Here is a 12,812-nt window from a genome sequence, read left to right on the forward strand (position 1 = left end):
GCCAATTAATAATCCTTTGTTAATACTTTTTTTTTGTGGTTTTGTGTTTGATTGGTCGTTCATTGTGAGAATGAGGTTTTGCTAATTTTATTAGTAAATATAAATAACTAATATGTGATTTCAAAATAAATAAAAAATAAGCTGCATTACAGATGTTACCACATCAGACTTTAATAGTACTTTTTATTTAGACACCCAGTTTACAGTTCCTTGTTTGCATATTGAGTTTGGTGAACTTATCTGTTGAGTTTACAATCTCTTTATTGAGATTATTTACAGCATCGCGCAGGTTATCAAAACCTGCTTTATACTGTGGGAGCTGGCTAAGCAGCTCCGGATCGAGGTTGTTATTTTGATCAGACATATAATTGTGTTTAATATGCCAATTGGCATATTTTTATTTAAAAATAAAGGCAATATGTCTTTATCAAAAAATTATTTTTTAATAAATTTTGGTAATTCCTGGTCTGTTAAACTATCATAAAAAGTATAGAAAGTATTGTCGGCCCAGGTGTAATTTTCGGGAATAGTAGCCAGGTGCAGATATTTACCAATCATCACATCTTCGTTTGGTTCGATTATACAAAATGTTTCGGGAACAAGTTTTTTATCAGTAACATTCCGAAAATTTAATACCGCTTTGCCTAAATATTTGCCGGCAAATGCAGTGTGGGCTTCATTAAACCTTTGGTAATCAGCTGACTCACCTCCATAAATCAAATAACTTTGAGCTTGCGGATCTATGTTTTTTTTAAGTACCTCTTTTTTTGCAGCATTGATATTCATTTTGTCAATATCAGCTACGGTTAATGGCCGCACTAATCTCATTAGTATAACTGAATTGTTTTTAGGGTCTCCCTCAAATATTTTGGGAGTAGCATAAAGTTTATCTCCTGCTTTAAATTGGTGGCCTGTGAGTAAATGGTATTGTGCACGTAACTGGTGCCAGTTTAAACTTACTATTAATCCAATAATTGCTATGCAAATAATGGCAATAATTAGTCCTTTATTTTTAAACCCGATTTTTTGATTGGCGGTGTTAATTTGTGAAGTCATGTAATAAGTTGGTTTACTAATTTTATTAGTAAATATAAGTGACTAATATATGATTTCCAAATAAATTAAAAAATAAGCTGCATTACAGATGTAACCACATCACACAGCATTTTAACTATGGCTTTCAGGCCGTTTTCCATACCGTCGGTAAATTCTGGGATGGCTTTGTTTATTTCTTTTAATGAGTCTTTCAGGTTTGAACTGATCTATCCCAATTTCACTAACTCTACCTTGGTTGGTTGCCCTTTCTGCCAACTATCTACTTTATTAATATAGTAATAACAGCTATCCTGCTGCAGGTAAACAGGGATCAGTAAATCCAGCTCCAAAACATCGCGAGGGGTAAGTAAAAAGTAACGGATCACCTTTTTGCTTTGCTTTAATATCCGCTCCAAATCGGGGTAATATTTAAGGCGCAGTTCGTTGAATAATAAACTCTCTTCACCGCCCTGCCGGTAAAAATAGGGCACAGATACGTAATCGTTATTGAGCACGCGTGTTTTGCCGCTGCCATCGGTAAATGTTACCGGCGTGTTTACAAAGCGGGTGTCATTAATTAAAATACGGGGTTGGGTGCTCACACTGAAATCTGTATTGTTGGGGTCGCTTTGGTCTACTTTGTTAATTTGGGCAATGGTGCCGCCAATCCATGGGCGGTTAAGGGTAGGGGCAAACTGGCTTTCAAATAAATCGGCAGTGGCGGGGAGGGTGGCATCGGCAATGTTAATCTGGCTATCGGCAAAACCATTGGGCAGCACGTTATCATCCTGCTTATATTTCATATAATTTACCTGAGCGTAGCCGCCTAACTGAAACGTTATGGTTTTGCCCTGGTCAAGGCATTTACCCGTCCAGTCATAAGCAATGGGTATGTTGTTTACAATGTCTTTAAAAAAAGCAAAGTTCACCGTTTTGGTAGTATTATCGGTCTGGCATATTACGCCAAAATGTTGCAGCGTGTCTTTAAGCAGATCTTTCTGACTAATATCCGGAAAGATGCGTTCGCACTGAATGGTTTGCCCGTATATTACATCGGCCTGTTTGTTGGTAATGGTAAATAGTGCGCCCTTATTAACATAAGCTTCGGAGCCTTTAAGGGGTAGGTTGTAGCCAATAATAACACGTTGGTTTTTAACCAGGTTAACATCGCACGAGAGTTTTTGCTTGTTATATACGGCATACACATTAACAGGCTGATCTGCATTGTGGTTATTTGTAGCCAAATCTGTAACAGTATTTAAAACTGCAGTACGGATAAATACATGGATGCCTGCCGAATGATTTTTGCGGGTACCTCTTACACGCAGATCATAGTTAAATTCAATGGTTACAGCCATATTTATTGGCGCTACAAAGGTATTTGCCGTAAAGGCATGCGATGGGTCGGCATTAATTTGTGAAAAAGTAACCGTGCCGTTTGCAAAGCTATCTGAATTACTTTCGGCACAAAACTGATCGCTGGTTTTTTGTACAGAAATGGAATAGCTATCCCGGGCGTTTTGCATGTCTGTACTATGCTGAAAGTTATCATTGGCAAATTGTACAATGAGTTTTTGATAAAGTGCGTTTGCTATTAATGAGCCGGTTGCTTTAAACCCGGCATTCCCCACCATCACTTCAATGGCGGTTTTTAAGAAAAATCCGGGCCGCAGATAGCGTACATCAATAGGTTTGGTAACATCGGTTTCTATTTTGCCATAATCAACAATGGGCCAGATCCAGCCTTCTGTTTTGGTTTGCGATATGGCTACATTGTCAATTGTCCAGGCATGGTCGTAGGGTTTAAATGGTGTGTTTGCGCCATAGGTTGTAGCAATATTGCCCATATCATAAATCTTACCATCTATGGCATCAAAAAAATCGACGTTGCCAGATAGTATGGTTACGTTGGCGGTGTCCTGCTCTATGCTATTAAGTTCTGCAACGGCATTGGGTACTATTTCCATACCGTCCTGTATAATGCGGGCCGGGTATTGGGTATAGGGCGCGTCTGTGCAAAATGCAATCTCATCCGGGTAGCCCAAAATCGTTCGGTTGCGCTGTGTAAGCGGCAGTTTAAACTGGTTGGAGGTATTACCCTGCTGGTTCTTCACCTCGGCCAGGTTATTGATCTGGAAGGTAAGCGCCAGCGGACTATCGTCCGACAGATCGACCAGCTGGTCATTGATGTATACTTGTAGGTTCATTTTTAATTCATGGTAATGGTTGACAGATCATGGTAGTTCTCTTAGTTTATGGTTAATAGTTCATACACACTTCGGCTATGAACTATCAACTATGATCTATGAACTACTGCGTCTGTATATTAATTGATGGCAGGTTAAACGTAACGCTGAAAGCATACTGGCCGTAACGGGTTTCGTATTCGGTAAAGGTGGCTGTATTGAGTACCACAGTTTGCCATTTAATGGGATTGCTGTTGATGAGCATTTGCACCTTGGGCGAATATTTAACGGCTTGCAGGCCTTTAATATCTGCTACCGAAAGATCTTCGGCCATTACCTTCATTTTTTGGCCGGCACTTTTACTGATCACTTCCTCAATACCCTGTTGATTTTCCCAGTCGGATACGAAGTTTTTAATAATCACGGCGTTCTGCACATCCAGCGTAACCTCCTGATTGTAAACAAAACGGTAATAGTTCCAGGCTCCGCTCAAACCTATCCAGCGCAGGTAAACCGACTGATCGTCTACCGTATTGTCAATGCGCACGGTTTGGGTTTGCGTTACGGCATGTGGGTTATTACCGGCATCCTTGTATTTTAAAGTAAGGTTAAAATAATAAGCCTCCCGCGGGAAGCCGGCATTAATCATTAGCCTGTTTAAGCCCAGCTGATTTGGTGTGAGGTTTTGTGTGGCGCCGTAGCTATTGATAATGAAACGGCTGTTGTCCTGCCCCAGCAAATAGCTGCTGTCGTCATTCAATAAAAGCACATTGCCCGGTGTGCCCGATAATGGCTGGCGGTTGGCATCGAGCATCACCATTTCGTAATACAGATCGAGGCCAATCAGGTCTTCGCTGTAGATAAAGCCAATATCAAACGGGTAGCCGGTGCTGTAAGCAGGTTCGGCAAAATCTGTTACCCATTTGGCCAGCTGATTGGGATTGATCACGGTTTTGAAAGGCACATAAGCCGCCATATTGCCACCATGCTGGTCGCCCAATTGTTTGGCTGAGTAGGTGATGTAAAAAGGGTTGCCGATGCTAACCCATGCAGATGATTGCTCGTTTTTGGCAGCGTCGGTCCAGCTTTCCCGGTAGGCCAGTTGGTAGCTTGCGCTCAGGCTCGTATCGCGGTAGTTTACTTGTGTGTAGTCACTATTGTCAACAGGCTGTAACAGGCTCTGCAAAAAGCTGGAAAAATCGGCCCTAATAAAACCTGTTTTATCCGGGCGATTGGTTGATATAATGGTTTTTGTGGCACCATTTTGATCTTGAAAGTTAATTTGTGTAGTTACTTTATAATAACTGCGCAGCGTATTACAATTTATATAACCAATAGTGTTGCTGCCGGCCATAAACGGATTTTTGATTACGAAGCCATTGGTTAGTGGAACATCTACTGTGTAAACGCCAAGGTAAGCCCCCGCATTAATATACACGCTATCGCCGGCTTTAATGCTGCTGGTATCGGCATTAACAATAAACTGCGTGCCACTGCTGATGGAGCTATTAAAGATATTGGTTACGGCAAAATCTTTACGCTGATAAGTGAAAACGACGGGATTAAAAGCCGCACTCCAGCGGGATATATTGCCACCGCCCAGATTAACCGATGGGTCGTTAACCAACAGGTTTTGCGTTGTACCGATATCGAAGGCGTAACTTGCTGCGCAGCCATTGGTATCTTTAATATAGGCATTGTAAGCGCCGCCCGCCAGGTTGCTAAATGTGGGCGATGATTGAAAGTTAATATTATCGAGACTGTACAGCAGCACATAGCTGGAATAGGCATTGATGGTAATCTGCCCGTTTTGAGCACCCGGACTAGATTCTTTTTGAATAATGCTAACCGAATTAATTACCACATTGCAGGTTGTAGCAGGCGGGGCAGCAGCGGCCGGACTGGCGCTAACCACTGTGTAAGATACGGAATTAAATACCTGCCCGTTTTGACTGCGGTTAATGGTACCCGAGTAAATGGGTAAGTTTTGGCCTGGTACAACGTAATCTTCGTTCGTAATTTGTCCGTCGGCATTTCTTTGAACGGTTACAATAATGCCATTGCCATTGGTGGGCCTGCCGTTTTCGTCTGTTATTTTGATATAGATAGTGCCGGTTACATAAACGTAACCAGCTAACCCCGGCGCGGTGGTGGTATCGTTATAGATGCTTGCAATTAAGCTCATGTGTTGGTTCTATTTGAGGGTGATTAAGGTTATTAATAAGCCTGGAAATACATGGTAGCCAAAGTAATGCTGAGGCTTACGCCGGTTGTATTTACATCGTACTTGTTGTATACGGGCGTGCATTTGGCTTTTTCGCCGGCTTTGATTTTAAAGTAGCGGCCATCGCCCTGGCGGTAAGTGGCGGCTTTTACAATAAACTCGTTAGCCATTTGCAGGGCCTGGCTAATGTAGGTTTCGTTGTCGGCCGTGTACTGGTCGAAATCTGTTTTGAACAAAAATTCGAGGTAGACGGTATAGGTATTATCCACCGACCCATTGGTGCACGGGGTTACCGTAATGGGTTGCAGCGGGTACATAAATACGCAGGGGAAGTTTTCCTGATCTGCCAGTAAATTGAGTTCGTTTGCCGAACCGTAGATGAATGACGGGCTGCTGCCGAGAGTATGTACAACAGCTTGTATTTGGTTGCGTATAGCCATGGTTTTAGTTTTGAATGAGTAAGTTTTGAGTTAATAAATGTGCCTATCCGGAAATATCCGCCGTTATCCCGAACTTGTTTCGGGATTCCACATGACAGGTCAAAAACTATGCATTTGTACACCCGTGCTGTGGGATGCTGAAACAAGTTCAGCATGACGTATTATTATGATGATTACTGTGCCTGCATCAATTCATGATACCTTTTCTGATAATGTGCCTCGGTTTGGTTAAGCAGTAACTTGGTTAGGACAACCGAGTAGGGCAGGTTGACTATTTGCGCCCATTTGGTAACGTCGCCGCCTGCCAGGGCATTTACTGTGTTAACATACCCGAATTTTTGAAACGACTTAATGCCAGCCTTTTCTTCCAGAGCAGTTGCACGCGAAGCCAGCAGCTTATTTTCGGTTTCGATAAGTTTGGATAATTCAAAAAAAAATATTTAGCTATGGGCAGGGCATCTGTAAAGGGTAGCTTAATTACCTCGTCGTAAAATTCTTCGGCCTTGTATTCGTTGTACCAGTTGCCGCTTACGGTGCAGTAAAAGTAATGGGCCAGCAGCATGGCGCAGGTTTTTAGCGAGGGGTTAAAGTTGGCCTGCCAGTTATCGCCATGCTGCTCAATATGGTCGTTAATTTCTTCGGTAATTACATCTCGGGCCGCCAAAAATGCCCCGGCAGGTTCTATCGATAAATTGCTGATCACTTTTACTTTTACAGGCTTGCCGTCAATGGTAAAAGTGATGGTTTTGGGCAAACTTTCACTGTTGTACAGGTTTTTGATCTGCAGTGATAAGGCGGCCACATGGTTATTAAATAATTGCAGATCGCCGAAGTTCTTAATGTTCTGCAACTCGCTCATCGGTATGCCCGACAGGATCTGGATAGCTTCCAGATCGCTCATGTTCTCTGTCGATTGCATCTCGATCAGTTGCCCCAGCGTTACCTCATGCAGGTGTTCGGGTATTTTAATGTGCAGCTTGCCGCCGGTGGTTTTTAATATTTGGGCTCTCATTTTAAAAAAGATTTAAGGTATCGTCTTGAAAAACAGCAGGTGTTTGCCATGGTAAAAATGATTTGGTTTTGCCGGTATTATTGATCCTGAGCTTACCGAGGGCAATGTAACGCAGCGGGTCGATCAGGTGGTTCCAGGTATCAGTCGGCTCGTTTAGCGGCTTACCCGACTGGTCAACCTTCCATTGATAACGCATCAGTTCTTTGCGCAGGTTTACACTGCTTTGGGTAATATTGATCTGGTAACGTTTTAAAATATCGATCGAGTTTTTAATACTATCCGGGCCTTTTTTTGCACCTGTAATGTACCAGCCCAACCGGCGGAGCTCTTCTATTGATTTGGGTTCGGCGCTATCGGCAATAATCTCTGTGTTTTTGTTCACCTTCAATTGTTTAAGCCGCTGTGAGATATCCGGGTTGGTTAGTCCTGTTTCGTATATCAGTTCGTTAACCCATAGTTCGCCATTTTGCAGGTATACTTCCAGGCAGCCGGTTTCGTCATTGGTGAAACCAAAATCGAGGCCGTAGGCAAGCAGTTTGGCATCGGGAGGAATCTGGTTGCAGGTGTGCCAGTTGGTAAATATCAGGCCGTTTAGCTTGCCGGTGAGGCCACGGGCATATACTTTCCACTGCTCATAATCGGTTTCCTTCAACCGCTCTACTTTGTTGCGCACATGTGCTTCTGCAAATGGGTTGTGGCGATGGTCTGATATAAGGTACTGCACATCGGGTTGTCCCTGTAGCTGCTCATGTACCCAGAAAGATACGTTGGGGTTATAGTCAATATAAATCCGTTTGCTGGTACGCAGGGAAAGTTCGCTGTAAATGCTCCAGGTAATGCCGTTTGCTTCGTTAATAAACAAGTAGTTGCGTTTGCCCGATTTAGCATCCTGACCGTTATCGTAGCTTTTAAACTCCATAACAGAGCCATTGTGAAACTCAAATATCCTGTCTGTTTTATTGTAGCTTTTAATATGCTGCTGCAGTATTGGCGAATCCTGCTGAATCTTCTGCGCATCGCGCAATGCACCGGCTTTAAGGTTGGGTATATCCTGCCCAACAACGGTAATTACCTGCTGCGCCTGTTCACATGCAATGCAAAACAGCACTTGCAATATGGCATACGTTTTACCCGAACTGGTGCCGCCCTGGTTAACAACCACATGGCCGGTAGCCTGATAATTGCTTTTAAAAAGTACGGTTGTTTTAAACATGGCAATGAGAATTTATAGTTCAACTTCTTTTTCTGAGGCAGCGGGTTGGGCGCCGGTATCAATAATGTGGATGGTAATATCCCCGTTAAGCATGGGCATGATTTCAGCCTTTTCATTCCAGCCCATAGCCTTGAGCGCAAACATGGCCCCGGTTGATGAGGAGTTATGGAGCTTTTTCTCATACTCGGTCTCTATTCGTAACCGCCCGCGCTTTAACTCGGGGCCAAACCGGCCGCTCACTTCATATTGGTCAAATGCCTGCCGGCTTTCAAAACCGAGGTAGTAGGCCAGGCCGCTAATGGTAGGCGGCTCGGGTTCGCGCAACCATATTTTGTGCGCCACCCGTTCGGTTTCGAGCTTTGATCTTGGCGGTGGTAAGGCCAGTTCAAAATCGCCCTCTATATATTTAAAATAGCTGCTGATCCAACCTTCCAGATCTGATTTGGAATGGAAAACTCGTCGCTTCGTATTCATTATGTTTAATATGCTAATTGGCATAAATCAGATCGCGAAAATCTCAGTTTCTACCAGTTGAGTTAATAGTTGTTTCAGCAAAGCTTCGCGGGCCCATCCCTGTTCAACCGGGCTTGCATCATTAATATACCAGCCTATGGCTTCGTTAATCATTACCCGGGTTTTGTATAGAAACTTCTTTTTGGCGTGCATCTGCGTGCTTTCATAACTGTTGAGGCCTTCTTCCTTAATCAACCGTGCAAACTGCTTGAGGGAAATGTTGAGACGCAGGCATTCATCCAGCGAGTTTTTAAAGTCGTGCTTGTCTTCCAGCCAAATGGTAATTTCATCGTCGTTGGTCTCGTGGTCGGCAATGGTAATGCGGCTGTAGTCGAAATCTACCTGCACTACGAGCCACCACAACTCGTTCCGCAGTTTCTGCGGAATCCTGATTATCGTGTTCATATATTTAAGTTTTGAGTTATCGTTTTTGTTTAGTTGTGAGTAAAGTGCAACTCACAATTCACAACTAAATTTTGGTTGCCATTGCGGCATATATTTACGGATAGCCATAATTTCATCGTGGTACTTGTTGCACACTTGCTTGTATGCTGCCAGTCTCAGCGCCAAATCAACTTCGGTTTGCTGCTGGTCTGCCCGGTTATTGGTTTGATTTTCGTTGGCGGTTTTGTTAAAAACTGAGTATACGATGTGCATCATGGCTTGTTCTGTATTAGGTTGGTGTAATTATCAATATTTCTATGTATCTTTAATGATTAATTACAAAACAAAAATAAAGAAAATTCTGTATTTAAAGAAACTTTCTGTAAAAAGTTATTAACATTATGGAAGAAGCCAAAATCAATAAGATCAAAAACATCCGGCCAGAAACGCTTGAATTTATCATATTATACAATCAATTACGTGGAAAGGCCTTTAACGGTAATGCAGAACTGGCCGAAATACTGGGTTTTAATTCACCAAGCTCTATTACAGAAATAATAAAGAGCAGGCAGAATATAGATCCAGAAAAACTCAGAATATTTAAAGAATATTTTAAAGATTTTTTTGAAGGGCATAAGCCGGCAGTTGTTGAAAAAAAGGCAGAAGCGAAGATTTTTGAAGGCATCCCCATGTATGAGGTTACCGCAACGGCCTCGGGCGTAGAAGTATATAACGACCTGAACGACGCTGCACCGGTAGGTTATATGAACTTTCCCGGTATTGAGGAATGTGATTTTGCTTTGCCGGTTTGGGGGCACTCTATGTATCCATACCTCGAAAACGGTTGCTGGGTTGCGCTTAAAATAATCCATGATAAAAAAATCTTACCCGGCGAGGTATACTACATTGAATGGGGCGATTACCGGATGTACAAACGCCTGTTAATAGGCGACAGTGATGACGAGGTAATTGCACATTCTGACAATACCACAGAGATGATTGGTAACCGCCTTAAATACGCACCATTTGTAATTAAAAAATCGGAAATTAAGAAGCTTTGCCTGGTAAAGGACATCCACAAAAAGCATAATCATTAGTGCTTTAAAGAATATCTGTTTGGGAAAATTGTTATATTTTTAAATATTACTAATTTTAGTAATATTACGGTTGCTAATACCTAAGTTATTAATACCTTATTTTATTTCCAATATCCTAATTAATGGACTTTACTATTGTACTTATTTGTACCGTTTTTGTTGGTGCGCTGGCGCTGTTTATTAACTTTTTCAGAAACAGGTCTGTTCATAAAGTTATAGAAGAGAATAAAGATGTGCCCCAGTTGTTTTTGCAAAAAGCAGCCGATAATAAGTTGCGTACTATACAGCATGCCTTGAGGCAAACCATTACCAACGACCCTGGCGATGACCCGCAGATCACTAAAATAAACACACACAGGCTGGCTTTGGGTGAAGAGCTTAACGAGTTGTTAGCACATTATAAAGAAAAAAGAATTACGCTGAAAGCTTATGATCATAAGCTGGGTGTTATACTTCAAAAACTGAATCGGACTGTTGTTTACTAAGCAGATCTTTAACCAGTTCTGTAAGTGCATCCATATCAAACGGCTTTGCCATATAGGCGTCGGCCCTGCACTTTATGGCAATGTTTTCGAGAGCCTGCGATGCTGACATAAGTACCACCGGGATGTGTTTAAACTCCTCGCTTTCTTTTAGCCGGTGGCAAAGTTCGCTGCCTTTCGTACCGGGTAATAGCTCGTCCGTAATAATCAGTCCCGGATTAATATCTTTCAGATGGTCAATACATGACCCGTCCCGATGTGATACTACTTCATATCCATCGTCGCTAAGGATGATATTGATTATCTCTAAAATATCTTTATTGTCTTCAATGACTAAGATTTTCAAATCAGGTGATTTTAACTGGTTTAGCAACTTATAAATATACTGATTTTATTAATAATATAATATTTTTATTATTAATAAAATCAGTATATAGCGGATTAAGTTGTATGCTGATTTAAAATCTAATCCGTTTAAAATTATCGTGCTAACGCAAAATAACCTAATATTGCCTGCAAATTTGGTAGCCGAAAGCAGGTGCCTGTATTTTGATTGAATATGACAGACGATGCAATAGTGAAGCGTATGAAAGTGATTGTAAAAGATCACGGCGGGCAACTGGCTTTAGCCAATGCTATTGGCGTTGACCAGGGGTTTATTAGCAAAATTGTAAATCAAAAGCAGGAGATGAGCTACTATCTCATCCGTAAGCTTTGCTTCCAGTTAAAGTATTCGCCCGAGTGGCTGATATTGGGTACCGGCGATAAAAAGATCAGCAAACCCGAATCGGCCAAGCTGATCACCGAGATCCAGATGCTGCGCACGGAGGTAGATATTTTACATGCCCGCATGCGCGCCTACGAATTAGAGCTCAAAGAGATTCGTGATAACGGGTTTAATAGCCAGCAGAAAGCAGGCTAAGAAATTCATTAGATAGTTAAGCCACTTTCTTTTTCAGCGTAATTACCGTAATTTCCGGCCATATCCCTACCCGGCCCGAGAAGGCTAAGAACCCAAATCCGCGGTTTACGTACAGGTAGCGGCCATTATTTTGCACCAGTCCGGCCCAATCTACATAGCGGTATTGTACAGGGCTCCATCTTATACCGGCCACTTCAACGCCAAACTGTGCGCCGTGGGTATGGCCTGCTAAGGTTAAATGGATTTTATTAGGGTTGTATCTCACCTTTTCTTCCCAGTGGGTAGGGTCGTGAGATAATAGTATTTTAAAGGCATTGGGGTCAACGCCTTGCATGGCCTTGTTCAGGTCGCCAATCTGGATAAAGCCTTTGCCCCAGTTTTCTACACCAATAAGGGCCAGTTTTTGCCCGTTCTTTTCCAGTATTACGTTTTCGTCCAGTAGCAATCTGTAGCCTAATGCTTTGTGGTGCTGTTTCAGGGTTTCCAGGTTCTTTGCTTTTTCGGCGGCGCTGTCCCATTGTATATAATCGCCATAATCGTGGTTGCCCAATACAGAGAATTGGCCGAAAGGAGCTTTTAGCTGGCCGAAAGTATTGATATATGGTTCAATTTCCCAGGCCGCATTATTCACCAGGTCGCCGGTAAAAACAAACAGGTCAGATTTTTGCGCATTGGCTAAATCCACACCCCTTTGTACAGCCCTGGCATTATCGAAACTACCCGAGTGGATGTCTGATAGCTGCGTAATGGTAAAGCCATCAAAAGCATCGGGCAGGTCATCATAATAAATGGTTTGGCGATGTACCTTATAATCATACTTGCCGCGCACCATGCCATATAAAAAACCTGCAAAAGGGAAGGCTGCTAAAAGCACGGCCAGTTCGCTGATAAACTTACGCCTGTTTGGGAAGTATGGCTGGGTTTGCTGTGCTGCAGGTTTGGCAACATTGCTGGCAACGCCGGTTATAAAACGCCCCAGGTCGCCAAGTGATAATACGATAATAAAAACCAGCTTGGTTACAAAAATGGTGAGAAATAAACTCAGCATCCATTCGTGAAAAGGCGTCATACCCCTGGCTGTACTAAAGCTACCGAAACCCAGCAGAAATACTACCGTTACGCCAACAGAAACAAGCAGGAAGCCATACTGGGTAATTAGCCTGGCGCGTTGCGGCCAGCCTATGCTTAACGTTTTTAGTCCAGAAAATACATACCAGTCTAGCAAGAGGGTAATGCAGGAAACAATAATAAAGAAAGTTAAAAAGCCGCCACGGTGCATATAAAAACCAATAGTTAAATGTAAT

Annotated in this window: 15 protein-coding genes; 3 read left to right on the plus strand and 12 right to left on the minus strand. The window is 42.5% G+C overall.

Annotated elements, in window-relative coordinates; genetic code table 11:
* Positions 1-187 precede the first annotated feature (187 nt).
* From RG47T_RS25905 to RG47T_RS01405, 10 genes are all read right to left on the minus strand, one after another.
* The gene (locus tag RG47T_RS25905) at positions 188-364 is read right to left on the minus strand and encodes a hypothetical protein (protein WP_171972458.1); all 177 of its coding nucleotides are present in this window, start codon (positions 362-364) and stop codon (positions 188-190) included.
* Between the two features lie 71 nt (positions 365-435).
* Positions 436-1,056, minus strand: coding sequence for a hypothetical protein (locus tag RG47T_RS01365; protein WP_074487561.1), 621 nt, complete (start codon positions 1,054-1,056; stop codon positions 436-438).
* Between the two features lie 206 nt (positions 1,057-1,262).
* Entirely contained in the window at positions 1,263-3,242 is a 1,980-nt protein-coding gene (locus RG47T_RS01370; RefSeq protein ID WP_074487562.1) for a hypothetical protein, read from the minus strand.
* Positions 3,243-3,345: 103 nt separating this feature from the next.
* Positions 3,346-5,406: a hypothetical protein gene (locus RG47T_RS01375; protein ID WP_074487563.1), complete on the minus strand. Its 2,061-nt coding sequence runs from the start codon at positions 5,404-5,406 to the stop codon at positions 3,346-3,348.
* Between the two features lie 32 nt (positions 5,407-5,438).
* Positions 5,439-5,885: a hypothetical protein gene (locus tag RG47T_RS01380; protein WP_074487564.1), complete on the minus strand. Its 447-nt coding sequence runs from the start codon at positions 5,883-5,885 to the stop codon at positions 5,439-5,441.
* 313 nt (positions 5,886-6,198) lie between these two features.
* Positions 6,199-6,897: a hypothetical protein gene (locus tag RG47T_RS01385; protein WP_074487565.1), complete on the minus strand. Its 699-nt coding sequence runs from the start codon at positions 6,895-6,897 to the stop codon at positions 6,199-6,201.
* A gap of 1 nt (position 6,898) precedes the next feature.
* Positions 6,899-8,110, minus strand: coding sequence for a PBSX family phage terminase large subunit (locus RG47T_RS01390; protein ID WP_074487566.1), 1,212 nt, complete (start codon positions 8,108-8,110; stop codon positions 6,899-6,901).
* 12 nt (positions 8,111-8,122) lie between these two features.
* Positions 8,123-8,584 (minus strand): terminase small subunit, encoded by a 462-nt coding sequence (locus RG47T_RS01395; RefSeq protein ID WP_074487568.1) that lies wholly within the window; start codon positions 8,582-8,584, stop codon positions 8,123-8,125.
* Between the two features lie 27 nt (positions 8,585-8,611).
* Positions 8,612-9,028 carry a hypothetical protein gene (locus tag RG47T_RS01400; RefSeq protein ID WP_074487569.1) on the minus strand — a complete coding sequence of 139 codons (417 nt, stop codon included), beginning with the start codon at positions 9,026-9,028 and terminating at the stop codon, positions 8,612-8,614.
* 51 nt (positions 9,029-9,079) lie between these two features.
* The gene (locus RG47T_RS01405) at positions 9,080-9,283 is read right to left on the minus strand and encodes a hypothetical protein (protein ID WP_074487571.1); all 204 of its coding nucleotides are present in this window, start codon (positions 9,281-9,283) and stop codon (positions 9,080-9,082) included.
* Positions 9,284-9,408: 125 nt separating this feature from the next.
* Between RG47T_RS01405 and RG47T_RS01410 the strand changes: the two genes are divergently transcribed.
* Both RG47T_RS01410 and RG47T_RS01415 read left to right on the plus strand, forming a co-directional pair.
* Entirely contained in the window at positions 9,409-10,104 is a 696-nt protein-coding gene (locus tag RG47T_RS01410; protein ID WP_074487572.1) for a S24 family peptidase, read from the plus strand.
* Positions 10,105-10,226: 122 nt separating this feature from the next.
* Positions 10,227-10,589, plus strand: a complete 363-nt coding sequence (locus RG47T_RS01415) for a hypothetical protein (protein ID WP_074487573.1) — start codon at positions 10,227-10,229, stop codon at positions 10,587-10,589.
* Here the strand turns inward: RG47T_RS01415 and RG47T_RS01420 are convergent.
* Complete coding sequence (locus RG47T_RS01420; RefSeq protein WP_074493021.1) at positions 10,552-10,932, minus strand: response regulator; 381 nt, start codon at positions 10,930-10,932, stop codon at positions 10,552-10,554. The genes RG47T_RS01415 and RG47T_RS01420 overlap by 38 nt on opposite strands.
* Positions 10,933-11,145: 213 nt before the next feature.
* Between RG47T_RS01420 and RG47T_RS01425 the strand changes: the two genes are divergently transcribed.
* Positions 11,146-11,508, plus strand: coding sequence for a helix-turn-helix domain-containing protein (locus tag RG47T_RS01425; RefSeq protein WP_074487575.1), 363 nt, complete (start codon positions 11,146-11,148; stop codon positions 11,506-11,508).
* Positions 11,509-11,524: 16 nt separating this feature from the next.
* Here the strand turns inward: RG47T_RS01425 and RG47T_RS01430 are convergent, their stop codons facing one another.
* Positions 11,525-12,787 carry a metallophosphoesterase gene (locus RG47T_RS01430; protein WP_074487576.1) on the minus strand — a complete coding sequence of 421 codons (1,263 nt, stop codon included), beginning with the start codon at positions 12,785-12,787 and terminating at the stop codon, positions 11,525-11,527.
* Between the last annotated feature and the right edge of the window lie 25 nt (positions 12,788-12,812).

Source organism: Mucilaginibacter polytrichastri (assembly GCF_001911425.1).
Taxonomy (GTDB): Bacteria; Bacteroidota; Bacteroidia; order Sphingobacteriales; family Sphingobacteriaceae; genus Mucilaginibacter; species Mucilaginibacter polytrichastri.

Coding starts and splice junctions, on each gene's coding strand:
- RG47T_RS01400 (WP_074487569.1), bottom strand. CDS start 9,028: ATGAACACGATAATCAGGATTCCGCAGAAACTGCGGAACGAGTTGTGG.
- RG47T_RS01415 (WP_074487573.1), top strand. CDS start 10,227: ATGGACTTTACTATTGTACTTATTTGTACCGTTTTTGTTGGTGCGCTG.
- RG47T_RS01405 (WP_074487571.1), bottom strand. CDS start 9,283: ATGATGCACATCGTATACTCAGTTTTTAACAAAACCGCCAACGAAAAT.
- RG47T_RS01410 (WP_074487572.1), top strand. CDS start 9,409: ATGGAAGAAGCCAAAATCAATAAGATCAAAAACATCCGGCCAGAAACG.
- RG47T_RS01425 (WP_074487575.1), top strand. CDS start 11,146: ATGACAGACGATGCAATAGTGAAGCGTATGAAAGTGATTGTAAAAGAT.
- RG47T_RS01365 (WP_074487561.1), bottom strand. CDS start 1,056: ATGACTTCACAAATTAACACCGCCAATCAAAAAATCGGGTTTAAAAAT.
- RG47T_RS01375 (WP_074487563.1), bottom strand. CDS start 5,406: ATGAGCTTAATTGCAAGCATCTATAACGATACCACCACCGCGCCGGGG.
- RG47T_RS25905 (WP_171972458.1), bottom strand. CDS start 364: ATGTCTGATCAAAATAACAACCTCGATCCGGAGCTGCTTAGCCAGCTC.
- RG47T_RS01370 (WP_074487562.1), bottom strand. CDS start 3,242: ATGAACCTACAAGTATACATCAATGACCAGCTGGTCGATCTGTCGGAC.
- RG47T_RS01385 (WP_074487565.1), bottom strand. CDS start 6,897: ATGAGAGCCCAAATATTAAAAACCACCGGCGGCAAGCTGCACATTAAA.
- RG47T_RS01430 (WP_074487576.1), bottom strand. CDS start 12,787: ATGCACCGTGGCGGCTTTTTAACTTTCTTTATTATTGTTTCCTGCATT.
- RG47T_RS01390 (WP_074487566.1), bottom strand. CDS start 8,110: ATGTTTAAAACAACCGTACTTTTTAAAAGCAATTATCAGGCTACCGGC.
- RG47T_RS01380 (WP_074487564.1), bottom strand. CDS start 5,885: ATGGCTATACGCAACCAAATACAAGCTGTTGTACATACTCTCGGCAGC.
- RG47T_RS01395 (WP_074487568.1), bottom strand. CDS start 8,584: ATGAATACGAAGCGACGAGTTTTCCATTCCAAATCAGATCTGGAAGGT.